23 protein-coding genes are annotated in these 22,841 nt (G+C 55.6%); 10 read left to right on the top strand and 13 right to left on the bottom strand.

Features of this window, described 5'->3' with window-relative positions; translation table 11 throughout:
• The first annotated feature begins 28 nt into the window (after positions 1–28).
• From ACZ5FM_RS17965 to ACZ5FM_RS17945, 5 genes are all read left to right on the top strand, one after another.
• A complete protein-coding gene (locus ACZ5FM_RS17965; RefSeq protein ID WP_464040813.1) occupies positions 29–1,024 on the top strand; it encodes a LysR family transcriptional regulator in 996 nt (331 codons plus the stop codon).
• 176 nt (positions 1,025–1,200) lie between these two features.
• A complete protein-coding gene (locus ACZ5FM_RS17960; protein WP_250985040.1) occupies positions 1,201–2,226 on the top strand; it encodes an ABC transporter ATP-binding protein in 1,026 nt (341 codons plus the stop codon).
• A gap of 37 nt (positions 2,227–2,263) precedes the next feature.
• Complete coding sequence (locus ACZ5FM_RS17955) at positions 2,264–3,322, top strand: ABC transporter substrate-binding protein (RefSeq protein ID WP_250985039.1); 1,059 nt, start codon at positions 2,264–2,266, stop codon at positions 3,320–3,322.
• Positions 3,319–5,007, top strand: coding sequence for an ABC transporter permease subunit (locus tag ACZ5FM_RS17950; protein ID WP_464040812.1), 1,689 nt, complete (start codon positions 3,319–3,321; stop codon positions 5,005–5,007). Before ACZ5FM_RS17955 ends, ACZ5FM_RS17950 begins: the two co-directional genes overlap by 4 nt.
• A gap of 29 nt (positions 5,008–5,036) precedes the next feature.
• Complete coding sequence (locus tag ACZ5FM_RS17945) at positions 5,037–5,426, top strand: RidA family protein (protein ID WP_250985037.1); 390 nt, start codon at positions 5,037–5,039, stop codon at positions 5,424–5,426.
• A gap of 19 nt (positions 5,427–5,445) precedes the next feature.
• On the opposite strand, the gene ACZ5FM_RS17940 is transcribed toward ACZ5FM_RS17945, so the two are convergent.
• Positions 5,446–6,234 carry a creatininase family protein gene (locus ACZ5FM_RS17940; RefSeq protein ID WP_464040811.1) on the bottom strand — a complete coding sequence of 263 codons (789 nt, stop codon included), beginning with the start codon at positions 6,232–6,234 and terminating at the stop codon, positions 5,446–5,448.
• A 331-nt stretch (positions 6,235–6,565) separates the two neighbouring features.
• On the opposite strand from ACZ5FM_RS17940, the gene ACZ5FM_RS17935 reads away from it, so the two are divergent.
• The 3 genes from ACZ5FM_RS17935 (at position 6,566) to ACZ5FM_RS17925 (ending at position 9,049) form a co-directional block, all read left to right on the top strand.
• Complete coding sequence (locus ACZ5FM_RS17935) at positions 6,566–7,360, top strand: MetQ/NlpA family ABC transporter substrate-binding protein (RefSeq protein ID WP_464040810.1); 795 nt, start codon at positions 6,566–6,568, stop codon at positions 7,358–7,360.
• A gap of 42 nt (positions 7,361–7,402) precedes the next feature.
• Positions 7,403–8,452, top strand: a complete 1,050-nt coding sequence (locus ACZ5FM_RS17930; RefSeq protein WP_464040809.1) for a lipoate--protein ligase family protein — start codon at positions 7,403–7,405, stop codon at positions 8,450–8,452.
• Between the two features lie 66 nt (positions 8,453–8,518).
• A complete protein-coding gene (locus tag ACZ5FM_RS17925) occupies positions 8,519–9,049 on the top strand; it encodes a hypothetical protein (RefSeq protein ID WP_464040808.1) in 531 nt (176 codons plus the stop codon).
• A gap of 259 nt (positions 9,050–9,308) precedes the next feature.
• On the opposite strand, the gene ACZ5FM_RS17920 is transcribed toward ACZ5FM_RS17925, so the two are convergent.
• From ACZ5FM_RS17920 to ACZ5FM_RS17875, 10 genes are all read right to left on the bottom strand, one after another.
• Positions 9,309–10,601, bottom strand: coding sequence for a TRAP transporter large permease (locus ACZ5FM_RS17920; RefSeq protein WP_210323934.1), 1,293 nt, complete (start codon positions 10,599–10,601; stop codon positions 9,309–9,311).
• Positions 10,602–10,668: 67 nt separating this feature from the next.
• Positions 10,669–11,175 (bottom strand): TRAP transporter small permease, encoded by a 507-nt coding sequence (locus ACZ5FM_RS17915; RefSeq protein WP_464040807.1) that lies wholly within the window; start codon positions 11,173–11,175, stop codon positions 10,669–10,671.
• A 73-nt stretch (positions 11,176–11,248) separates the two neighbouring features.
• Positions 11,249–12,235, bottom strand: coding sequence for a TRAP transporter substrate-binding protein DctP (gene dctP / locus ACZ5FM_RS17910; protein ID WP_250985031.1), 987 nt, complete (start codon positions 12,233–12,235; stop codon positions 11,249–11,251).
• Positions 12,236–12,412: 177 nt separating this feature from the next.
• Entirely contained in the window at positions 12,413–13,000 is a 588-nt protein-coding gene (locus tag ACZ5FM_RS17905; RefSeq protein ID WP_464040806.1) for a glutathione S-transferase family protein, read from the bottom strand.
• Positions 13,001–13,075: 75 nt separating this feature from the next.
• Positions 13,076–13,750, bottom strand: coding sequence for a GntR family transcriptional regulator (locus tag ACZ5FM_RS17900; protein ID WP_192488996.1), 675 nt, complete (start codon positions 13,748–13,750; stop codon positions 13,076–13,078).
• Between the two features lie 53 nt (positions 13,751–13,803).
• Complete coding sequence (locus ACZ5FM_RS17895) at positions 13,804–14,271, bottom strand: VOC family protein (RefSeq protein ID WP_192488997.1); 468 nt, start codon at positions 14,269–14,271, stop codon at positions 13,804–13,806.
• Positions 14,268–15,365: a mandelate racemase/muconate lactonizing enzyme family protein gene (locus tag ACZ5FM_RS17890; RefSeq protein WP_192488998.1), complete on the bottom strand. Its 1,098-nt coding sequence runs from the start codon at positions 15,363–15,365 to the stop codon at positions 14,268–14,270. The genes ACZ5FM_RS17895 and ACZ5FM_RS17890 overlap by 4 nt, the downstream gene beginning before the upstream one ends.
• Entirely contained in the window at positions 15,365–16,174 is an 810-nt protein-coding gene (locus ACZ5FM_RS17885) for an SDR family NAD(P)-dependent oxidoreductase (protein WP_464040805.1), read from the bottom strand. The genes ACZ5FM_RS17890 and ACZ5FM_RS17885 overlap by 1 nt, the downstream gene beginning before the upstream one ends.
• 2 nt (positions 16,175–16,176) lie before the next feature.
• The gene (locus ACZ5FM_RS17880) at positions 16,177–17,247 is read right to left on the bottom strand and encodes a glycerol dehydrogenase (RefSeq protein WP_464040804.1); all 1,071 of its coding nucleotides are present in this window, start codon (positions 17,245–17,247) and stop codon (positions 16,177–16,179) included.
• Positions 17,244–18,077 carry a shikimate dehydrogenase family protein gene (locus tag ACZ5FM_RS17875; protein ID WP_275642132.1) on the bottom strand — a complete coding sequence of 278 codons (834 nt, stop codon included), beginning with the start codon at positions 18,075–18,077 and terminating at the stop codon, positions 17,244–17,246. Before ACZ5FM_RS17875 ends, ACZ5FM_RS17880 begins: the two co-directional genes overlap by 4 nt.
• Before the next feature lie 79 nt (positions 18,078–18,156).
• Here ACZ5FM_RS17875 and ACZ5FM_RS17870 point away from each other — a divergent pair, with 79 nt between their 5' ends.
• Complete coding sequence (locus tag ACZ5FM_RS17870; protein WP_464040803.1) at positions 18,157–19,191, top strand: L-idonate 5-dehydrogenase; 1,035 nt, start codon at positions 18,157–18,159, stop codon at positions 19,189–19,191.
• Positions 19,192–19,210: 19 nt separating this feature from the next.
• Positions 19,211–20,689: an NAD-dependent succinate-semialdehyde dehydrogenase gene (locus ACZ5FM_RS17865; protein WP_464040802.1), complete on the top strand. Its 1,479-nt coding sequence runs from the start codon at positions 19,211–19,213 to the stop codon at positions 20,687–20,689.
• Between the two features lie 82 nt (positions 20,690–20,771).
• Here the strand turns inward: ACZ5FM_RS17865 and ACZ5FM_RS17860 are convergent, their stop codons facing one another.
• Together ACZ5FM_RS17860 and ACZ5FM_RS17855 are read right to left on the bottom strand one after the other, a co-directional pair.
• Positions 20,772–21,746 carry a transketolase family protein gene (locus tag ACZ5FM_RS17860; RefSeq protein WP_464040801.1) on the bottom strand — a complete coding sequence of 325 codons (975 nt, stop codon included), beginning with the start codon at positions 21,744–21,746 and terminating at the stop codon, positions 20,772–20,774.
• Positions 21,746–22,597, bottom strand: coding sequence for a transketolase (locus ACZ5FM_RS17855; protein WP_259147215.1), 852 nt, complete (start codon positions 22,595–22,597; stop codon positions 21,746–21,748). Before ACZ5FM_RS17855 ends, ACZ5FM_RS17860 begins: the two co-directional genes overlap by 1 nt.
• Positions 22,598–22,841 lie beyond the last annotated feature (244 nt).

The raw sequence follows: 22,841 nt of genomic DNA, 5'->3' as shown, positions 1-22,841 counted from the left end.
TTCCTGAACCAGACGACCGGGAATGACCATGTTTGCGAATATTAATCCCTCGATAGATGTGCGGCTGCTCCGCACCACCTACCTCCTGCTTACCGAGCGCAATGTCTCAAGAGTGGCGGTGCTGCTCGGGCACAGCCAGCCCACGGTCAGCGCCTGCCTGAAGAAAGCGCGCGAAATCTTTGCCGATCCGCTGCTCGTGCGAGCCGGACAACGGCTTGTGCTGACCGAAAGAGGCGAAGAGATCAAGACGCTGATCGGCAGTGTGCTGCTTGGCCTGTCTGATGCCTTAAACGGTCAAGACCATTTCGATCCGCGTCTATCCAGCCAGAATATTCGCATTGCTGTGCTCAACTGTTTTGGGGTGTTTCTCGTCCCGGAAATAGCCAAGCGCATTCATCACAATGCTCCCAATGTCACACTCGACTTCTTTCCGCCGGGTGATAATCCTGACCTTCCCGAAGAACTTGGTGCGGGCCATGTCGATGTGGTCATCGGCAATTGGCCTGCACCGCAGCCAAGCCTGAAGTCTACCGCCTTGTTTCAATGCGACATTGCCTGCATTGCCCATCGCGATCACCCCTTGGCTGCAGGGGACGCGATATCACTCGATGCCTATCTCGCCGCTAGCCACATTTCACCGACAGCAAGTTCCAGCGCCGGGTTCAGCCCGATCGACGGGCGGTTGGCGCAGCTCGGGCTGAAACGCAACATTGCCATGTCCGTGCCCGAATATGCGATGATCCCGCCTATCGTCGGCGGCACCGATCTTATCTTCACCACGGCGCGCGCCTATGCCGAACATATGGCCGCCAACACACCTGACCAGCACCTGCAGGTCATTGATGCGCCGTCAGAGTTCGACCGCATGCATCTTTACCTGCTTTGGCACGAGCGTAACCACACCAGCATTGCCCACAAATGGCTGCGCCGTATCATCCGGGATGTCGCGAAGGAATTTGAATTCAGCCTGCACGAGCCGACCCTGTCGCCGGTACGCCCTTCCCTCAATCAGCTGCCGATCTGAGCGTCGATATAGCGTTTCATCTATACCGCATATCGGCGTCCGTGGAGTTCACTCAATACCTTAATGCTCATATGATAAGCAGTAATTATTGAAGCTCAAATATTGAGCATTTTGCAGCTGATTTCATCATCACTGCGATACAGCCCGCATGAATTTACAGCCCCGAGGATATGACGTTGTCAAATAAACATTATCTCACCCTGGACAACGTAACAGCGAGCTACGGCGACCAGACGGCCGTCGACGGTCTGACGATTGAAGTGCCGAAAGGCGAACTTCTTTCGCTTCTCGGCCCCTCTGGCTGCGGCAAAACTACGACGCTGCGCATGATTGCAGGCTTTGTCAAACCGACCATGGGACGGGTCATTCTCAACGATGAGGACATCACCAGAAAGCCGGTGCACGCCCGCAATATCGGCGTGGTCTTCCAGTCCTATGCGCTGTTTCCGCATCTGACAGCATTGGATAATGTCGGCTTTGGCCTGCGTATGCGACAGGTCGACAAGGCAAAGTGTCGTGAACGGGCGGCGGCAGCCCTTGAGACTGTGGGCCTCGGCCCCTACAAGGATCGGTATCCAACGCAGATGTCCGGCGGCCAGCAACAGCGTGTGGCGCTTGCACGTGCGCTCGTCATCGAGCCTGATGTTCTGCTCCTCGACGAACCACTTTCCAACCTTGATGCCCATCTGCGCGCCGATATGCGCAGCGAAATCCGCTCGCTTCAGCAGCGCCTTGGCATCACCACCGTCTTTGTCACCCACGACCAGCAGGAAGCACTGGCCATGTCGGACCGTGTGGCCGTCATGAGCAAGGGCATCATGGAAGAAATCGGCAAACCGGAGCAGCTTTGCGACAATCCACGCTCTGCCTTTACGGCATCCTTCCTCGGTGCCCGGACCGTTATCGAAGGCCGCAGCGAAAATGGCGTTTTCCGCGCACCCGGCCTGTCCTGCACCGGCGCGCCAGATGGCGCAACCCGACTGGTACTGCGCGCCTCACGGCTTAGAATTACTGACGAAGCCGGTCCGCTGACCCTGCCCGGCACACTCATCAACGCAGCTTATCTCGGAGACACCTGGGAAGCGGACATTCAGTCTGCAGCCGGTACGATCCGGGTGATCGTTCCCTCGGATTTGCCGCCACCACCGCTTGGCGCACCATGCAGCCTTCAGGCCCAGCCCGGCGGCGCTACCTTTATCTGACCCCACCCAACATCTGAACCGGACAGGAGTATTTGCAATGACCCTATCGCGTCGCAATTTCAACAGGCTCGTACTTGGCGCAGGTGCTGGCGTTGGCCTCGCAGCTCCATTTCACATCATCCGCCCGGCCTACGCCGAAATCAAAAAAGGCGACGAACTGGTTGTCGGCATTTGGGGCGGCGCCCAGGAAAAGATCGTCAAAGAATATGTTGAAAAGCCGCTTGTCGAAAAATACGGCTGCAAGATCAGCTACGTGCTTGGTGGTACTGGTGACCGTCGCGCACGCGCCTATGCCGAGCGCGGCCGCCCGAGCTTCGACGTCCTTTACCTCAACATCTATGAGAGCCGCCAAGCCGTAAAAGATGGCGTCACACAGGAACCGACCGCGAACGTTGCCAATTTCGAAGCGCTTTACCCGAGCGCCCGCAAGGGAGGTTATGGCGTTGCCTTCAACCCTTGCACGATCGTTTACGACAAGCGCAAGGCATCCAAGCCGATCACGTCCTGGAAGGATCTCTGGAACCCGGAATGGAAGGGTCGTATTGCTTGGCCGGACGGCCTCGGCGCGGAAGGCATTTCTGCATTGATGATGACAGCCCGTGCATGGGGCGGCACTGAAAAGGACTTCGATCTGGTGGTCGAAAAGGTCAAGGAATTGAAGCCTTTTGCCGCCATTCAGGCAAGTCAGGCACAGCTGTTTGAAATGTTCGATCAGGGCATCTGCGATCTCTCCGTCGAGTTCGGCAGCTTCACCCGCTCTTACGCGGAAACCCGCAATCCGAACATCGAGATCGCGTCTCCAACTGAAGGTCAGGCACTGGCAATGAACGTTGCCTGCATCACCGAAGGTACCAAGAACCAAAAGCTGGCAGAAGAGTGGGTCAACCTGCACCTGTCCGAGCCATGCATGCTGGCCTATGCCCGCGAAATCTATTACTCCCCGACCGTCAACAACATCACCATTCCTGACGATCTGAAGAGCAAGCTGATCGTTGGTGATGAGCAGGTTTCGCAGCTGGTTGATTTTGATTGGGACTTCATCAACGCCAACCGCGCCAAGTGGCAGTCCCGTTATGACCGGGAGATCGCCGGATGACACGGTGGATAGGACCGGCCCTTTCAGCACCGGTCACTTTTTGGCTACTCCTGTCTTTCGCGGCCCCCATGGCCGCGATCTTCCTGCTGTCGCTGCACGAATACCCTGATCCGTTTGGACCACTGATCACTACGCCGTCGCTGGCGCAGTATATTGGTATCGTCACCGACAGTTTCTATTTCCGCGTTGTGGGTGAAACCATTGCACTCGGCCTTGGCGTCACCTTGCTGACGGCCCTGCTGGGTTATCCACTCGCCTACTGGCTGGCGCGCATTCCGGTGAAATACCGGGCCGCGGCCTTTGCCATCATTCTCATTCCGCTGTTGACCAACGTGGTCGTCCGTTCGCTCGGCATCATTCTGCTGCTTGCGCCGGACGGATTGATCAATTCGGTGACTGGCCTCGTTGGTATTCCCAAGGCCGCCAACATGCTGTTCAACCATGGCGCTGTGGCGGTTGCTCTGGCGCAGGTCTTCCTGCCCTTCATGGTTCTTGCGCTTTACGACAGCATGCAGAACACCTCACCGCGTGTGCATGAGGCTGCCGAAAGCCTTGGCGCATCGCCTGCGATGCGTTTTCTGACGGTCGACCTCCCCCTGTCGCTGCCCGGCCTGCGTTCCGGCCTTGTCATCGTCTTCCTGATGGCCAGTACAGCCTATGTGTCCGCCACCCTGCTTGGCGGCAAGAAGGTCTGGACGACAGGCATGCTGGTCATGCAGGAGGCGATCAAGAACCTCAACGCCCCACTTGCCTCGGCGCTTGCCGTCATCATGACCATCACCAGCCTGGCGTTTGCAGCGCTATGCGGCATCGGCATGAAACGTCTGATGCCATGGCTGAACGAGCGCGCCAGCAACCCGGTATTCCTGCCGAATATCGTTGTCAGGCTGGCAGATACCGTCGGTTTCGTGATCGCCCGCCTTTTGCTGGTGGCATCGCTTGGCCTGCTTCTCTTGCCACTGGTGCTCGTATGCATCCAGAGCTTCAACGATGTGCCACAGGCAACGGCCGCCGGTTTCAAGGGCTTCACACTCAAGTGGTATTACGCAGTTCTGTTCAACGGTGCCTATGCGGACGCTTTCTGGGTTTCAGTTCAGCTCGCCACGGTCTCGGTGCTGGTTGCCATTGCACTGGCGCTTCCGGCAGCATTTGCCCTAGCCCGCTTTCCGTTCAAGGGGCGCTCCGTCCTGATGACATTCTGGATGCTGCCACTGTCTTTGCCGCATGTGGCAATTGGTGTCGGCATGCTGAAACTGCTGCAAATCTATCTGATCGTGCCGCCGTTCCTCGGACTTGTGGCAATCCACGTCATCGTCATCCTGCCGTTTGCCATCACCCTGCTCACCACCTCGGTCATGCAGCTTGATCGTTCGCAGGAGGAAGCGGCCGCAAGTCTGGGCGCCGACCCTTTCAGGATGTTTTTCCTGATCACACTGCCAGGCCTTGCCCCGGGTCTGTTTGCAGCAAGTCTCGTCGGCTTCCTGCTGAGCTTTGGTGAAGTAACGGTCACCAGCTTCCTGACCACGGCACGCCTGACAACCCTGCCGGTTCGTATCTACGCAGAATCAACCTTCAGTCTTGAACCGACAGCCCATGCAATCTCCGCAGTGCTGATTGTGTTCACAGTGATGGCCCTGATCCTGGTTGGTCGCCTTGTCCGACTGGACAAACTCTATGCCCGCTAAACGGTAACGGCGAAAAGGAAGCCCACATCATGCAACAGGTTTTCAATCCGCCTGCGGTTCCCAAACCGTTCGGAGCCTATAATCACGGTCTGCTGGTGCCTCCGGGCGCCAGCCTGCTGGTCACCTCCGGGCAGCTCGGCATCGGTCTGGATGATGTCATTCCACGCGAAGTCAGCGAACAGGCAGAACTGTGCTTCAAGGCAATAGGTGCAATTCTCGAGGAGGCGGGCATGAGTTTTGCGGATGTAATCCGCATTTCCGGCTTCGTGACACGCCGGGAAGATTTTCCAGCCTATATGGCCGTGCGCGATCGCTTCACTCTGGATCGCAAACCCACCTCGACCTTGATCGTGGTGGGTGGCTTCACGCGTCCGGAATTCAAGGTCGAAGTCGAGATTACCGCCGCAAAGATATTTTAAGGGAAAAGTCCCGCTGTTCTCAGCGGGAATACAATTCATCCAGCGAAAATCCTTCGAATTCGCGCAGCAGTTCGACGAAACCTGCCACCTGATGGCGGCAGATGATCTCGCCCTTTTCTGCAGTACCCTTGGTCGCGTCACCAACCACACCATGTGGGTTCAGGTCATGGGCAAGCCAGGACAGTACATGCGGCGGCGCTGGTTGCATGAATTTCGAGCGGCTTTCAGCCTTCGACACGAAGTTCTGCGCGTTTTCCATACGCACGAGCTCAGGCCGGAAATGCAGCATCAGCGACGTTTCCACTTCGCCGCCATGAATGCCGAATTGTCTCTCATGCTCACTGATCAAACCATCCGGATGACCGAAGCGGCCCCAATGAGTGCAGATAACCGCCATCTGGTGGCGCACCCGCAGCTCCCTGCCAACAATGCTCATGATGTCTGCATTACCGCCATGGGAGTTGACCATCACGAGTTTGCGGATACCGGCTTCCGCAACTTTGGTTCCGATGGCAGTCCAGGCTGGGATAAGAATTTCGGGGCCAAAAGACAATGACCCCGGACCGTAGACATGCTCATTCGCCTTGCCGATCTCCTGCGTCGGCAGCACGAGTATGTCGAGGTCGTCAGGGCGCTGTATCTTCAATTCGTCAAGCATACCATTGGCAATGGCAACATCCGTTGCAACGGGGAGATGTGGCCCATGCTGCTCAGTCGAGGCAAGTGGCAGGATGGCTATGGTTTTTTCCGGCGATAAATGAGCAAAATCGTAGGTATTCAATTCATTCCAGTAAAACGGCTTGCTCATGTAAATCCCTCTGATTGTTTTGCGATCATCGTTAGAAGATTAGCCGGGTCTCGAACAGCATCAATTTGCGTCCACCTTGTTGCTTTTCTGCGAACGCCCCCCGACGGTTTGAAGTCTGCTCACCGCACCTCCATATCAAACAGCAATGAAGCACATGCGACCAAAGGTATCGTCCGCCTCTCAAAGTTGAATTACATTCTTGACGGAAAATATCATGTTATGTAGGCCCAAGCAGGATCAGGTAGAGCATGCGCACCGCCCACGCTCCAAATTGAAAGTATTCGTTATGTTCGTCCAATGCCGTTTGAGAGATGTTTCAGCGCGAACCAGAATGTCTCGCAGGATTGTTGTCGGTATCATCGCGACATTGCTGGCCAGCATGTCTGCCGCTCCAAGCGCCATCGCCCAGGAACAAAAAGCGCTGCGCATTGCCTTGGCGACGAGTATTTCAAATGAAGCTGTTGAGATTGCAGCGAAAGAGGCCGAAGCCAAGGGCTTGAAGATCGAGATCATCGAGTTCAACGACTGGAACACCCCCAACACGGCGGTTGCCGATCGCGAAGTCGATGCAAACCTGTTCCAGCATATTCCGTTTCTGGAATTCACCAACGCAAATACCGGGCACAATCTGGTTCCGGTCGCCCCGGCATTCAGCACGCCCTTCGGACTCTATTCCAAAAAATACAAAACGCTTGAAGAATTGCCTGACAATGCCCGCGTGGTTTTCTCCGGGGACCCCGTCAACACCGCCCGTTCCCTGTTGTTGCTGCAGCGCGCGGGCCTGATTGAACTGAAGCCCGATGTTGGTCACCGCGCGACATTGGAAGACGTTGTCGTCTGGCACAAACCGCTCAACATCGTGCAGCTTGATGGCCCGCAGATTGCCCGCGCGCTGGATGAGGTCGATGCCGCCGCCACCTATCCGACATTTGCCAAACTGGCAGGTCTTGACCCGGCATCTGGCCTGATCTTCGAGAACGACCCGATTTATGCGTTCCAGTTTGTCACGCGTCCTGACATGAAGGACGACGCAAACCTGCGCAACTTCATCGACATCTATCGCGGCTCGGATGCTGTAAAGGCAAAGCTGCGCTCACTATATGGAAATCTGGTCTCTTTCCCCTGATTGAAATGACAAGGCATAGGCCTTCTGGATTGGAACACTAGCATGCATGGTGAATACAAGGTGCAGGGCGGTAAGCTCGTGGTCGTGGATATTGATAATATCAACGACCGTCTGACGAACGTGCAGGTGCACGGCGACTTTTTCCTCGAGCCGGCCGAGGCTCTGGACGATATCCGCACCTCACTGGAAGGGCTACCGGTTATCTCGACCGTTGAAGACATTGTTGCCGCGATCAGAGCCGGCCTGCGCCCTGGCGCTGAAATGATCGGCTTCAGCCCTGAGGCCGTCGCAATCGCTGTGCGCCGGGCGCTCGGCGTCACTGGCACTTGGCGGGATTATGAATGGCAGATCATCGAGACCCCTGCGCTTCGTCCGGCCATGCATCTTGCCCTTGATGAAGTTCTGGCAAAGGAAGTGGGCGAAGGCCGCCGCGCCCCTTGCCTGCGCTTTTGGGAATGGGAACGTCCGGCCATCATTATTGGCGGTTTCCAGTCACTTCGTAATGAAGTGGACATGGAGGCTGCGACCCAATTCGGCGTTGAGACCGTACGTCGTATCACGGGTGGTGGGGCAATGTTCGTCGAGCCCGGCACGACCGTGACCTATTCACTCTATGCACCAGCCGAACTCGTTCGCGACATGAGTTTTGCAGACTCCTATGCCTTCCTTGATGACTGGGTTTTGAAAGCTCTGAACTCCCTGGGAATTGATGCGTTTTATAAACCGCTCAACGACATCTCCAGTTCCAAGGGCAAGATCGGTGGCGCTGCACAGAAGCGCTTCACGTCGGGTGCCGTTCTCCACCATGTCACCATGGCCTACAACATGGATGCCGACAAAATGGTGCAGGTGTTGCGCATTGGCAGGGAAAAGCTGAGCGACAAGGGCACAACCAGCGCAAACAAACGCGTTGATCCCCTGCGCAGCCAGACCGGCTTACCACGCGAAGAGATCATCGAGCGGATGAAGGAAACCTTCCGATCCCTCAATGGCGGAATTGCCGGTGGCGTTTCTGCGGATGAATACGCAGCGGCCGAAAAGCTGGCAGCCGAGAAATTCTCGACCGACGAATGGCTGCGGCACATACCCTGAAATCATAACTGGCCATGACATCATGACTGGGCCGTCGGCCCAGATCATTCATTCAGGAGAGTTGCCTTGGCACAGATGACGGTTGGCGCCGCAACCACAAACGAGGATTATCTCAACCGCCGGGCCGAACAACTGGTCATCGAGGGTTATCGATTCCTGGCCGGATTGGCTGATAGTCGCACCAAACTGACTTCACAATCAGTACTGCGTCTTTATCACGACAATCTTGGCGAACCTGCGGGCGCGGAAGCTGCCGTAGCTCTTGAACGACTTGTCGCCGCACTAAAGACTTTTCGAGCTAGCCCACTTGCCACCTATCCGCCAGGTTCACGGTTTATCAGTCCGGACGAAGTTCTGGTGCTCGGTATTATCGCGGGGATTCAGCATTGGGATGAGCAAATATTCCGTGTCTGCCTGAAACAGCTATGCGCCGAAAGCGATCAGATCAAGGTGGCGGCGTCTGCCGAGACCTTTGCAATGGCCTTACACAATGCCGGCATGATCCTGGCACCATTGCCATTCAGCTTAAGAGCCCGCATCGTCAGGCAGTCTGAGACACGCCGACAGAAGGTGCCAGCCTCCATCACCCTGCATTGATTTCCGCTCACACCTGGAAGCTCATTCACCTCGAATTGCGATTTAACCTGATAGCTTGGCGGAAATGGCCGGTATTCTCAAACCCGACGGCCAATTGCCACTTGTGATACCTCCCGCTCCCATCAACCGGGCAGGCACACCCGATGAAGTGGTTTCCTTGCAACCCGCACGGCTGTTGATGGTCGGTTAGCCGGCGTTACAACAGGCCTTTCCAGACATCGAAATAACACCAGGGCCCTTTCGGGCCCTGTTTTCGTTTTTAGAGGAACAGCCTTGGTACGATCAGCGAAATCCAGGGGATGTAAGTCACCAGGAATAGCACTGCGAGCAACGCAAACAGGAATGGCCAGCTTTCGCGGATGTAGTGGCCGATTTTCACCTTGGCGATCGATATGGTGATGAACATCATCGTACCAACCGGCGGAGTAAAGCCGGCAATCGTCAGGTTGATCGACATGATGATGCCGAAGTGTACCGGGTCGATGCCCATGCCCAAGACCACAGGCACAAAAAGCGGTGCCATCAAGATCATTGCAGAACCACCCTCAAAGAACGCGCCAACAGCGAGCAGAATGAGGTTGATGACAAGCAGCATGATTAGCGGATCGGAGATATTCGTCGTCAGGGCTGTGGCTACCATGGCGGGAATGCCTTCCCACGTCAGGTAGGCCGAGAACACAGTCGCCGCGCAGATCAGGAACATCACGCCCGCAGTCGCCAGTGTAGACTCCATTAGAATGAGAGGAATGTGCGACCATTTCAGCTGGCGATAAACCAAGGCACCGACAAGCGCCGCATAGATCACGCAAATCGCGCCAGCCTCGGTTGGGGTAAACAGGCCATAACGCAAGCCACCAAGGATAACGATCGGCAGAAACAGGGCCCAACTGGAATCCAGCGCCTGACGGCCGATCTCGCCCCATGAGGCCCTGCCTTCTCGGCTAGGCTTGTAGTTGCGCTTTTTCGAAATGATCGCAACGGTAATAGCAATCGCTACATAGATCAGCAGCCCCGGCAAATAGCCGGCAAAGAAAATCCGCGTAATCGAGACATCAGCCACAAGCGCATAAAGGATCAAGATGATACCGGGCGGGATGATTGGCGCGATACAGGATGAGGCGGCGGTTACCACAGTGGAAAAACCCTTGTCGTAACCAAGTCGGGTCATTTCAGGCACGATCATCTTGGTGGTCATGGCCGCGTCAGCATTGGCAGAACCCGAAGGCCCGCCCAGCAGCATGTTCACCAACACATTCACCTGCGCCATCCCGCCAGTGTAATGGCCAACCAGCACGTTCGACAGCTTCAGGATTTTATCTGTAATTCCTGAATAGTTGAAAATGACGCCCGCACAGGTGAACAACGGAATTGCCAGATAGGAAAACGCCTCCGTATTGGCCATCAGATTGGTGACCATCGTGTCGGTCGGCAGCAAAGTGTTGATGAACACGAAGTAGAAAGCCGCAGCACCCATCAGTGACAAAGCAACCGGAACACGCAAAAGAAACAGCGCAAAAAGGACGAAAAGCGGCAGGTAGGAAGTCAAGCCCATGTGAGCCCCCAGACGCTCCCAATGGAGCAAGTAATAACGGGATGAAGAAGGTCGCAGCACATGACAGTTACATCTGCTCTTCCAGATCAACAGATGGCAGTTCCTGCCCTCTGAGGAGCATCACCAGAAAGCGGATGCTGTAAAATGTCATCAGACCAAACGAGATGGCCGGCGCGAGATTGATCCAGAAATAGGGAATTTCAAGAAACGCTGTACGACGAATCCATCCGGACATCGCAAGCGTTGCAGCCAGATAAAAGAAATACCCACAGATCACGACCATGATGATGTAGCTGATGATATGCGCAATATACTTCGGGCCGGGCGCGAACATATCAACGACCAGATCCACCGCGATCATCGCACGCATTCGAAACAGCAGTGACAATCCAAAAAAGACGGAATAGCCGAAAGCGATATAGGCAATTTCTTCAGTGAAAACCAATGAGTTACCCGTCGTAAAACGAATGATGACATTGGCCGAAATAACCAGCACCATGGTGGCAAATGCGACCATAGATACCGTCACCTCGAATTTTGAGACGAGCCCAGCTAACCGGTTCATCACATGCATGATCTTTACTCCATAGATAAACGATGTCCGGCAGAACCGGACATCACGATGAGTGCGTGGAGGAGATGGGAACTTACTTGATGATGTCGTTCATCTTGTCGTAGACGCCAGGCGTCCACTCAGGAAAGGCATCCGGAACCTTCGCAGCAGCTTCAAAGAAGGACGATTTGTCCACGTCATTGAAGCGGATGCCCTTGTCTTCAAGCGTCTTGCGGAACTCGGTTTCAAGCGCTTGGATTTTCGGGATACGCTTGGCCGATTCAGCACGACCCACGGTATCGAGAGCTTTCTTGGCGTCATCAGGCAGGCTGTCATACACCTTCTGGCTCATCAGGATTGAGGTGGTGGCAACAACGTGACCGGTCAAAGATATATTGGGACGGGTTTCATAGAGCTTCGATGAATAAAGCAACGATAGCGGCGCTTCCACGCCATCCGCCACACCCTGCTCAAGGGCGCTGTAAGCTTCAGACCATGCGGTGTTGGTCGGGTTTCCACCAAGGGTCTTGGACACTTCGTTCCACATCTTGGTTGGGGCATTACGGATCTTCATGCCAGCCGTATCGGGACGAGCCTTTACCTCACGGTTGGAAAGCAGATGGCGTGTGCCGAAATAAACAAGCGTAACAACACGTAGCCCCTTTTCGGAAAGCTTCGCTTCCATGTCCTTGACCGTGTCAGAGTTCCACAGCTTCTCGATATCCTCAGGCTTCTTCACAAGATACGGGGCCATGAAAGTCGAGAAGTCAGGCACATAGTTGGACAGGTGGCTCGGATCGGAATCCTGCAGTACCGGCGCACCACGCGAGATGGTGTCGATCATGTCGACCGTCTTGCCCAAAGCTTCCGACGGGAAGATTTCGACCTTGAGTGTGCCATTGGACGCAGCTTCCAGCTCCTTGGCAAACTCCTGCCAAAGCGGGTAGGTTTTGTCCTGATTGGACACCACCATGTTCATGCGCAGCAATGTCGGCGATTGCGCGAAAGCAGGCAGCGCACAGGACATAGCAAGGCTGGCAGCAACGCTCGCCGCAAAAACTCTACGGGTGAATTTCAGCATATATTTTCCTCCAGATGGACGTGTCGTGCCTCCCCGGCACGGTTAAGACGATCCCGACCTGTGGTCCGTGTGCGGCTGGCTGCTCCTCCAGCACCGCTCACTCCTCCTCGGCCTCAGTCATATATCATGCATCATATTCTTTCAGCGTCAAGTCCGCCAACAGCCTGCAAACGCGTGTTATTCAAACAAAGTGGCCTGCATCGACGGTTTGGCGGAGACAGCATCCAACCATGACGCGAGTGCGGGGTAACGAACTCGCCAAGCATCCTCGGAAAAACGGAAATCCAGATATGTCAGCGCACAGGCAATCGAGATCGCCCCAATATGGAAGCGGGACAGTTCACCAATGTTTTGCTCCAGATGCGCCAGTGTCTGGTCAATCGTGCGCCTGTAGAGCCGGAGACGCTCAGGCGATTGCTGTTCTACAGGACGCAATGTTTCATGGCGGCGGGGGACTGCCGCGTCCATGATCCCGTCACCCAGGGCCTGTTGCAGCAGCGCCTGCCAGCGCGCACCGCTCTCAAACGGAAATAGCTTTGGACCATAGGTTACATCGAGATATTCGCTGATCAGCGGGCTGTCAAAAAATGCCTTTCCGTCGTCCAGCAGCAGGGCCGGAACACGGTTCATCGGATTGACGGCAGCAAGCGTGACATCGTCAGACATGGCATTGACGGTAACCAATTCAAGCGGCACATCGAGTTCGTGCGCAACCACCCTAACCTTGCGGGAATAGGGTGAAGGCACTGCATATAGAAGTTTCATGCGGTTTCTCCGGGCGTGAAAAAGTGTCCGCCGATGAGGTCATCGGCGGTTATAAAATCAGAAATCCAGGATTGCTCAGACGGCTGTCTTGCGCTCGGCTTCGAGGGTCCGGACCATTTCCTCGCCCCAAAGGATATCTTCCTGCATGGCGGCACGGCTTGCCTGTGCGTCTCCGGCTTCCAGCGCAGCAATCAGGTCATAATGTTTGTGATTGTCACCCGAAAGCTGACGTACCGGCATCCGGTCGTGGAAGGTACGAAGGAACGGGCCCATCAGGACCCACATATTTTCACAGATGCTTTCGAGGATCGGCAATTGCGCAAGACGCAGGATTGCAAAGTGAAAATCGCGGTTCAAAACACTTGCTCGCTCAGGGCTTGTCGCAGCGGCCTTGATAAATTCAGCGTTGATGGCTTTCAGCGCCTTGATATCTGCCTTGGTGGCCAATTCTGCTGCACGTCCTGCTGCAACACCTTCAAGCTCGACGCGAATACGTTGCACCTCCCGCAAACTCTGCGGGGAAAGATCAGGAACCTGCACAGATGTGGCAGCGCGCATTTCCAGGGCCCGCTCGCTGACCAGACGGAAAATCGCTTCGCGTACCGGGGTTATGCTCGTGCCATATTCTTCGGCCACGCCTGAGATCGTCAGGCGTTGGCCCGGTGCATACTGGCCGTCCATAAGTGCATTGCGCAAATTGCCATAAAGCTGTGTCGACAGGTTTTCCCGCGAAATAGGTTTCTGGGCCAATCCGGCATCCTTTCAGGCAACGAAACAAATCATATATGATCTAACATACTTCTCTATGACCTGGGTAGCTCGACCAGTTCGATAAGCACGCCATGTGGATCACGCATGTATAACCCCCGCAAACCGGCCGCTATACCCTCGGTAATCTCTGTCAGTTCGCCTTGCTCAGATCCGCCATTCCGGAGAATGTCATCGCGCAGCGCCTCGACATTTTTTATACGCAGGCAGATATGTGCGGCACCCGGCTGGCTGCTACGCGGCACGGATGGCGTGTCCTGTTCATCAAACTGGATGAACTCGATATGGCCACCATGGCCATAGAGATGCACGAGCTTCACCTGCGCATTTGGCACACCCATGAAGCGTGAAATCCATGGCTGACGTCGTTCGCCAATCGGTTTCGCCTCAAATCCCATCACATTGGTCCAGAAGGCAACCGAGCGCTCAATATCGGGGGTAATCCAGCCGGTATGGTCGAGGCTGGATTGTCCCCATTTTTCCAGATAGGCCTGATCTGTCATTTCGAAAAAATTTCCTGACGGGTTGTGTAGGGCGCCAGCCGGTCCCAATCGAGTGCGAGACCCGCACCTTTGCGTCCAGTGGCAATGATGTTTCCGCCTTCGATGACCGGAGGTGACAAGAAAAACTGGTCGATCGGATCGGCCCCGACCTCCGGCATGATCATTTCGACACAGCGAACCGCATCAAAAGCCAATGCCAGCTCAGCGTGAAGCGCTGCAAAAACATGCGGAATGACGGGCCTGTCAAAGGCGCGAGCCACCGCAATTGCCTCTACTGCACCGGTAATGCCGCCACTGACCGAGGCATCGACCCGGAGAATACCGCCAGCATTGGCAAGATCACGAAAGCCCGAGAGATCGATGACGTCCTCGCCCACCGCCAGCGGAATGTCGAGCCGCGAGGACAATGAGGCGATGGCATGCACCTGCGTTGGTGCGAATGGGTCTTCAACAAAAGCACCACCAAGCTTTTCCCCCAGCCTGCACCAGGGAAGCGCCTGATCAATGCTGGTCCACGACCAATGCGCATCAATCCCAAATTTGACACCTGTTGGCAGTGACGCAGCAAGAGCCTCCATGACAGCCTTGTCAGCCTCGAAATTTAGCCCATCAATCATGCATTTGATGGTCTTGAACCCGCGGGCAGCGAGATTTGCGCCTTCCGTGGCAGCCCGTTCCGGCGTCATGCCGTAACCGATCACCGGCATGACAGGCACCTTGTCCCGAACGGCGCCCAAAACAGTGGAAAGCGGTTGGCCAACCGACACGCACCAGGCATCCCAAAGCGCAATGTCACAAAGGCTCATTCCTCTGACCATGGCCGCACGCGGTGCAGGCGTTGGTCCCAGTGCAAGTTTACGCAACCGGTTTCGATCGGCCGCCTTTTCGCCCGGATAATGCCGGGCCGCCTTGGCCACCAGATCAAAGAGCGGCAGACCACGATCATAGCCATAAGCGTAACCTTCCGACCCGTCGGAAAGCACCAGCTTCACAACGACATAATCCCGTTGTGCGATGGTAACAGGACCGAGTTGAACCGGTTTTTGAAGCGGGATGCAGACAGACCTCGCTTCGAGTTTTGCAATTGTCGTCATCAGCTTGCCACGCCCAGATCAGCGCTTTCGGTGAGGAATGCATTGGCTGTCATGCCGCCATCCACCATCAAGACGTGGCCTGTCACAAAACTTGCTGCTTCGGACGCCAGGAAGATTGCCGAACCCATTAACTCATCTGGCTCGGCCCAGCGTGCCAGAGGCGTGCGGTCGATGACCTGCTGCTCAAAAGTTCCCGTCCCCAGCACCTTCTTGTTCATGTCAGTCAAAATATAACCAGGGCCGATCGCATTGACCGTGATGCCAAAGGAACCAAGCTCCGCTGCCAAACCACGTGTTATGCCAACCACCCCGTGCTTGGCCGCAACATAGGATATGACGCCGGGGCGCGAACTGATGGCCATGACCGACGCTGTGTTGATGATACGGCCGTATTTCTGCTTGCGCATGTGGCGAATGCATTCACGCGCCACGCCGTAGAGCGAACTGAGATTGATGGAAATGACCTTGTTCCAGTCATCCATGTCATGGCTTTCAACCGGCTTGCGAATAAGAATACCGGCATTGTTCATCAATATGTCGAGCCTACGATTGCGCTCAACAATACCGTCGACAGCGGCGGCAACCGCTGGCGTGTCAGTCACATCAAAGGTGATGGCTTCGGCACTCCAGCCGCTGGCCCTCAAGCTCTCGACCGCAGCGTTGGCGTTATCAGCATTGATATCGTTGATAACGACGTGCGCACCTGCCGAGGCAAGTCCTTTGGCAAAGGAAAAACCAATGCCACGACCAGCACCGGTTACCAATGCAACGCGGCCTTTCAACGAGAAAAGTTCAGTCCCTGTGGTCATGATCAAGCGGCCTCGATGATGGTAATGGCGCGGGCGATATCGTCAGCCGAAATCGGCTTTGCAAATTTCTTCATATGCGCGGCCTCTGCAGACACGGTGGCGATGGTTTCGACAACCGAATTCGACCGCTCGTCCAGACCAAGATCCGCCAGTTTCAGCGGCAGTTTGGCGTCACGATAGAAATCGTACATGTCGGCCATGAAGTTATCATCGCGGTCCTCAAGCACAAGCTGCACCAGCAGGCCGTAAGCGACCTGATGACCATGAAGTGCGTTGGCGATACCGGGTACTGCTGACAGTCCACGCGTCATGCCGTGAGACACGGAAAGTCCGCCACTTTCAAAGGCAAGCCCGCTCATCAGAACGCAAGCTTCAACCAGTGCTTCAAGATGTTCGTCCGGTTCGCCGCGCTCAAGCGCGGCATAAGCGGCGGTGGTGTGTTCACGCACAGTATCATAACATGCATGAGCGAGCGCCAGCGCAGAGCGCGGTGATGCCGCGCCAAACACGTTGTTACCCTTTGCGCCGATGCACTGCTCAACCTCAAAACGTTTGACCAGCGCATCACCAACGCCTGCCGACAGCAATTTCAGCGGTGCCTTGGCAATGATAGCTGTATCGACAAGCACCAGATCAGGGTTGGCACGGTTCTGTTCCACGCCAACCAGCTTGTGGTCGCTGTCGTAGACAACGGCAATATGACTGGTGGGAGAATCATTTGAGGCAACCGTCGGAACCGAAATGAAAGCGGCCTTCAGCGCCCTTGCCACCAGCTTGCCGGTATCGATGGTTTTGCCACCACCTGCAGCAATCACCACGTCATGTTTTGCATCGGACACTTCCTTCACCAGTCGCTCAATCTCGGCATAGGTGATTTCGCCGCCAAAACGCAGACCTGTCACACTAACGCCTGCCTCCTGCGCACTGCGGGTGATGGTTGGGCCAACAATTGCGTTGACATTATCATCGGCCAGAAGGATCGCGGATGTTCCAAATCCCGCAAGTTCCTTGCCGATGGCTGCAAGAACGCCTGGCCCCTGAATATAGCGGCGTGGTGCTCCAAAAATAATCATGCGTTTTCTCTCCGGATATTCAAAATATGTTCGTCCGGGACCTGCCGGACAACGAAATCAATGAAAGGATCTATCTGGCCGGTCAGCATATGAACGCCCTCGTGGACAGTCGCGCCGCGTAGGCGCGCTTCTTCCAGAAGCCGCGTAACGGGTGGCGACATGATGACTTCGGCAACGATGCTGTCACGCTCCAGCGTATCGGGATCAAGCGGCAGCGGATCATTATCATGCATGCCAAGAGCCGTGCCATTGACCACCAGATCGAAACCGGTGCCATCGGCCTTGCCAACACTGACAGGTGTTGCCGGATACAGTGCCCGCAAACGGTCCACCAACGCTTGCGCACGGGCTTCGGTACGGTTGCTGATAACCAACTCGCGGACACCGGCCGCCAGAAGCGCATCGGCTATGGCAACAGAAACACCGCCCGCGCCCACCAAAAGCGCTTTCTTGCCAGCTGGGTTACGCCCCAGACGCGATAGACCGCCCGTAAAACCCTCACCATCGAGTATACGACCGACCAAGGCTCCGTCAGCATCCTTGCGAACGACATTGGCAACACCAAGCAATGCGGCAGGGCCTTCAAGCCTGTCGCACAACGCAGCAACGGTCTCCTTGTGAGGGATTGTGATAATCGCACCGGGCACACTTTCGCTGATGCGCAGCGCATTCATCACGGCGACGAGATTGTCAGGGTGGACCTGCCAGGGCACCAGCACCGCATCCAGCCCACGCTCCGTGCAGCGGGCATTAAACAGCTGCGGAGTCCGCAAATGCGCAGACGGATACGCAATATGAATGAGAACTTGCGTTCTCCCGTTAATCTCCATCAGCGCCTCCCTCGCATTGTCATCACGTATCATGCATGATATTTGATTGTCGTCAACGCAAAAGTCTTTGGGAGGAGCAATGAAGGCAGTTGTATTACACGCACCACATCATCTGGTGATCGAGGATCGAGATATGCCCGTTCCAGGCGACGGAGAGGTGCTGGTCCGCATTCATAAGGGGGGAATCTGCGGCTCGGACATGCATTATTACCATCATGGCGGCTTCGGGACAGTGCGCATGAAGGCACCGATGGTGCCCGGACACGAACTTTCGGGCGTTGTCGAACGCCTTGGCGCAGATGTTTCTGGAAAAAGCGTCGGTACATCAGTAGCAGTCAATCCGTCGCTCGCCTGTGGAAAATGCAGCTACTGCGCGTCGGGCATGCCACGGCACTGCTCCAATATGCGCTTCATGGGCAGCGCCATGCGCAACCCACATATTGATGGCGGTTTCCGCGAATATGTAGTGGTTCGGGCGGCGCAGGCCGTGCCGGTCGGGACACTTGCAGGGCTTGATGAAGCAGCCTGCGCAGAACCATTGGCAGTATGCCTGCATGCGGTATCGCAGGCACCGGATCTGCGGGGCAAACGCATTCTTGTCACCGGTTTCGGGCCAATCGGCGCACTGACATTCCTTGCTGCAAGACACGCCGAAGCAGCTGCAATCTCTGCGACCGATGTTGCCGACATGCCGCTTCGTCTGGCAGCGCAATTGGGGGCAGAAAAGACTTGGAACGTCACAATGCCCGGTGTGATGGAAGAAGAATACCGCGATCGGGGGCAGTTCGATGTGGTGTTTGAATGCTCTGGCAATCAGGCTGCAATGCAGACAGCCATTGGCGTCACCAAGCCCGGCGGCACGATTATTCAGGTAGGGCTTTTGCCTGACGAGATAACCACAGCCTTTAATCCTGTCGTCACCAAGGAAATCACCTTCCGGGGATCATTTCGTTTCGACAGCGAATTTGATCTGGCTGTCCGGCTGATCTCAGACCGCACCATCGATGTGCGACCAATCATTTCCCGCACCTTCCCATTTGACCGCGCTGACGACGCTTTCGCCTTCGCCCGTGACCGACAGCAGGCCATCAAGGTCATGCTCGACTTTGCATAACAACAGGAAACCTTATCCCGTGACACATGATCTTCGTTCCCGGCTCACTGATCCGAGCCTGCTTGCAGACAAGGCGTTCATCGCTGGCCAGTGGGCAATAGCTGACAGCGGTCGCACACTGGCTGTCGATAATCCCGCAACGGGCAAGGAAATTGCCACAGTGCCCGACATGGGTCGCGCGGAGACAGCGCGAGCAATCGACGCGGCATATGTTGCCCAAAAGAAATGGGCAGCCCTGACCGCCGGTGCGCGCTCCAAGATACTGCGCAAGTGGTTTGAACTGATAATGGCCAATCAAGAAGATCTGGCGATCATCCTCACCACGGAAATGGGCAAACCACTGGCTGAAGCGCGCGGCGAAGTTGCCTATGGCGCGGCCTATGTCGAATGGTTTGCCGAGGAAGCAAAACGTGCTTATGGCGACATGATCCCGGGCCACGCCGATGACAAACGCATCATGGTCATCAAACAACCGGTCGGCGTGGTTGGCTCGATAACCCCGTGGAATTTCCCAATCGCCATGATTGCCAGAAAGGCTGCTCCTGCGCTGGCGGCAGGATGCACATTCATCTCCAAGCCGGCAAAACAGACACCACTTTCAGCATTGGCACTGGCGGTCCTCGCAGAGCGTGCCGGCGTCCCGACCGGCGTATTTTCTGTACTGACCTCCGCCTCAAGTTCAGCAATCGGCGCCGAATTCTGCGAGAATGAAAAGGTCAGGAAACTGAGCTTCACCGGGTCCACGGAAGTTGGTCGCATCCTGATGCGTCAGGCCTCGGACCAGATCAAGAAACTGAGCCTTGAACTTGGCGGCAACGCACCATTCATCGTTTTTGACGATGCCGATATCGATGAGGCCGTCGAAGGCGCAATCCTTTCGAAATTCCGCAATGCCGGGCAAACCTGTGTATGCACCAACCGCATCTATGCCCATGACAGCATCTACGACGCATTTGTCGAGAAATTAGCGAAAGCCGTGGCAAATCTGAAAATCGGCGACGGCCTGCAAGAAGACATCAAACTCGGCCCGCTGATCGACAAGGCAGCTGTGGCCAAAGTCGAGGAGCATATAGCCGACGCCCTCTCAAAAGGCGCCACACTGGTTGTGGGCGGCAAACCCGATGAGCGTGGTGGGTGTTTCTTCCAACCAACCGTCCTGCGCGACGTTCATCAGGGCATGGCTGTTGCACGCGAAGAAACATTCGGACCGCTCGCTCCGGTTTTCCGGTTTAGCGATGTCGACGAAGTCATCGAGATGGCCAATGACACAATATTCGGGTTAGCCGCCTATTTTTATGCTCGTGATCTGTCGCGTGTCTTCAAGGTGGCAGAAGCACTTGAATACGGCATCGTCGGCGTCAACACCGGGCTGGTATCCACCGAAGTCGCACCGTTTGGTGGCATTAAACAATCCGGCACCGGCCGCGAAGGTTCGAAATACGGCATGGATGACTACATGGAGCTAAAATATATCTGCCTGGGTGGCATCGGGAGCTAAACGTTTCTATTGTCACAACAAAAATGGCGATCTCCCAAGAGACCGCCATTTTTTCAAGCCCGTTTTTACGGACCACGGGAGATCAGACCAGACGTGATGCCACGTCTTCAATACCGGCCGCATCAAGTTTGTAGTGGCGGTAAAGATGGGTTGGCGGGGCAATCAGGCTGTATTCATCCATGATACCGTGACGCACCAATCGAGCCGCACCCGGGTTTTCCGCCATCACTTCAGCGACCGCGGAACCCAGACCACCAAGAATATTGTGCTCTTCCACCGTCAGGACGACTTTGGAGGCTTTGGCCGCCTCAAGAACCGCCTCAACATCGAGCGGCTTGATGGTGTGCATATCGATCAAACCGACGGAGTAACCCTTGGCGTTAAGCGCCTGCATGGCCGCTTTCGCGCCATGTACCGGCATGCCGCAGGCAATGATGGTGAGGTCCTTGCCGATAGCATGAACCTTCGCCTTGCCGATCTGGAATTTTTCCGTGTCGTCATAAACAACCGGATCGTGACCACGATGGGTTCTGAAATAGATCGGTTCCTTGTATACAGCAGATTCCAGCAAAAGCTGCTTGTACTGCTGACCATCAGAGGGTGAGATAAGCGTTAGATCCGCGATGGCCCGCATGGTGGAAATGTCTTCCGTGGCATGGTGGGACGTGCCGTAAAAGCCCATGGAAATGCCGGTATGATGCCCGATCAGCCGCACCGGCTGCGCGCAGTAGGCCACATCCATGCGAATCTGTTCGCATGTCAGCAGACCGATGAAAGACGCGAAGGTTGCGACATAGGGAATAAGCCCGGTCGTCGCCATACCAGCGGCGGCAGACACCATGTTTTGTTCGGAAATACCGAACTGAACAAAACGATCGGGGTAACGTTCCGCGAAGGCAAAAAGGCCGTTGGAGTGCTGAAGGTCGGCAGTGCCTGCAGCAATGGGATGGCCAGCTTCGACAAGTTCAATCAGCGCATCGGACAGCACGGAAAGCGACGGCGCCTTCTTGTTGAGATCGCGATATTGCCAGGATTGTGGGTTCTGTGGGGCGTTCATTATTGGACTCCATCTAGAATGGTCTGGCGCGCGCGCTCTTCATCATCCGGGGCAAGCCAACCAAGATGCCAGCCAGGCTCCGTTTCCATGTAATCAATGCCCTTGCCTTTCAGCGTCTTGGCAATGATGCAGCATGGCTTGGTACGCTCGCGGTCGGCCTTGACCTCACGGAGTTTTTCGGTGAGCTCAACAATGTCGTGGCCATCGACCACATGCACTTCCCAACCGAAAGCACGCCACTTTTCATCCAGTGGCTCGATTGCAATGACATCGTCCACCTTGCCATCCAGCTGATAGCCGTTGCGGTCAACGATGGCGATGACGTTGGACAGGCCGTGGCTGGACGCGTTCAATGCCGCTTCCCATACTTGGCCTTCCTGCATCTCGCCGTCACCCAGCAAGACAAAGACGTCGAAATTCTGCTTCTGGATCCGCGCGCCATGCGCCATGCCAACACCATTGGATAGCGCATGGCCGATAGAACCCGAGCTGAAGTCGACACCCGGCACCTTGCGCATGTCGGGATGGTCACCCAAAGGGCTGCCAAGACGCGTATAGTCGTCCAGCCATTCTACGGGAAAGAAATCAAGATCAGCGAGAATGGGAAACAGACCAACCGCCGCATGGCCCTTGCCCATCAGGAAACGATCACGATCAGCCCATTTCGGCTCTCCACGCCGAATATTCATCACGTCATAATAGAGTGAAGAGAAAATCTCGGCGCATGAAAAGACGGACGAATAGTGTCCGACCTTGGCGATGCTGATAAGCCGAATGGTCTCCAGTCGGACGAATTTCGCCCGCTCCTCGAGACGGGCAATCAGCTCCGGCCCCAGTTCGGTGTTCTGCATAAACATATCTCGCTTTTGTCGTTACGAGGCACGCCCCGACCTCCGCCATTTCCGGCGGCGCCCGAGCCAGCTCCTCCACTGTGGCCCCTGCCGTTCAGTGAAAAAAACATACGAAGAAAAATATCATGCGTCAAGCATGATGCATCATATATGATACGAGGTGATGATTTACCTGAGATCCACCACTCCTGCGTGACAGGAGGTTGGGGGTTAGCGCTGCAGACCAACGAAACCAAGCAGCCGC

Source organism: Agrobacterium sp. 5Ca50, from assembly GCF_055381905.1.
The sequence above is the reverse complement of the archived record's forward strand: the minus strand, read 5'-3'. Positions and strand labels throughout refer to the sequence as shown.

What these genes read in the sequence shown, in the direction of transcription:
- ACZ5FM_RS17935 (WP_464040810.1), top strand. Translation starts at nt 6,566, where the DNA reads ATGTCTCGCAGGATTGTTGTCGGTATCATCGCGACATTGCTGGCCAGC.
- ACZ5FM_RS17945 (WP_250985037.1), top strand. Translation starts at nt 5,037, where the DNA reads ATGCAACAGGTTTTCAATCCGCCTGCGGTTCCCAAACCGTTCGGAGCC.
- ACZ5FM_RS17870 (WP_464040803.1), top strand. Translation starts at nt 18,157, where the DNA reads ATGAAGGCAGTTGTATTACACGCACCACATCATCTGGTGATCGAGGAT.
- ACZ5FM_RS17920 (WP_210323934.1), bottom strand. Translation starts at nt 10,601, where the DNA reads ATGGGCTTGACTTCCTACCTGCCGCTTTTCGTCCTTTTTGCGCTGTTT.
- dctP (WP_250985031.1), bottom strand. Translation starts at nt 12,235, where the DNA reads ATGCTGAAATTCACCCGTAGAGTTTTTGCGGCGAGCGTTGCTGCCAGC.
- ACZ5FM_RS17890 (WP_192488998.1), bottom strand. Translation starts at nt 15,365, where the DNA reads ATGACGACAATTGCAAAACTCGAAGCGAGGTCTGTCTGCATCCCGCTT.
- ACZ5FM_RS17875 (WP_275642132.1), bottom strand. Translation starts at nt 18,077, where the DNA reads ATGGAGATTAACGGGAGAACGCAAGTTCTCATTCATATTGCGTATCCG.
- ACZ5FM_RS17885 (WP_464040805.1), bottom strand. Translation starts at nt 16,174, where the DNA reads ATGACCACAGGGACTGAACTTTTCTCGTTGAAAGGCCGCGTTGCATTG.
- ACZ5FM_RS17940 (WP_464040811.1), bottom strand. Translation starts at nt 6,234, where the DNA reads ATGAGCAAGCCGTTTTACTGGAATGAATTGAATACCTACGATTTTGCT.
- ACZ5FM_RS17860 (WP_464040801.1), bottom strand. Translation starts at nt 21,746, where the DNA reads ATGAACGCCCCACAGAACCCACAATCCTGGCAATATCGCGATCTCAAC.
- ACZ5FM_RS17950 (WP_464040812.1), top strand. Translation starts at nt 3,319, where the DNA reads ATGACACGGTGGATAGGACCGGCCCTTTCAGCACCGGTCACTTTTTGG.
- ACZ5FM_RS17895 (WP_192488997.1), bottom strand. Translation starts at nt 14,271, where the DNA reads ATGACAGATCAGGCCTATCTGGAAAAATGGGGACAATCCAGCCTCGAC.
- ACZ5FM_RS17955 (WP_250985039.1), top strand. Translation starts at nt 2,264, where the DNA reads ATGACCCTATCGCGTCGCAATTTCAACAGGCTCGTACTTGGCGCAGGT.
- ACZ5FM_RS17965 (WP_464040813.1), top strand. Translation starts at nt 29, where the DNA reads ATGTTTGCGAATATTAATCCCTCGATAGATGTGCGGCTGCTCCGCACC.
- ACZ5FM_RS17855 (WP_259147215.1), bottom strand. Translation starts at nt 22,597, where the DNA reads ATGCAGAACACCGAACTGGGGCCGGAGCTGATTGCCCGTCTCGAGGAG.
- ACZ5FM_RS17915 (WP_464040807.1), bottom strand. Translation starts at nt 11,175, where the DNA reads ATGCATGTGATGAACCGGTTAGCTGGGCTCGTCTCAAAATTCGAGGTG.
- ACZ5FM_RS17905 (WP_464040806.1), bottom strand. Translation starts at nt 13,000, where the DNA reads ATGAAACTTCTATATGCAGTGCCTTCACCCTATTCCCGCAAGGTTAGG.
- ACZ5FM_RS17930 (WP_464040809.1), top strand. Translation starts at nt 7,403, where the DNA reads ATGCATGGTGAATACAAGGTGCAGGGCGGTAAGCTCGTGGTCGTGGAT.
- ACZ5FM_RS17880 (WP_464040804.1), bottom strand. Translation starts at nt 17,247, where the DNA reads ATGATTATTTTTGGAGCACCACGCCGCTATATTCAGGGGCCAGGCGTT.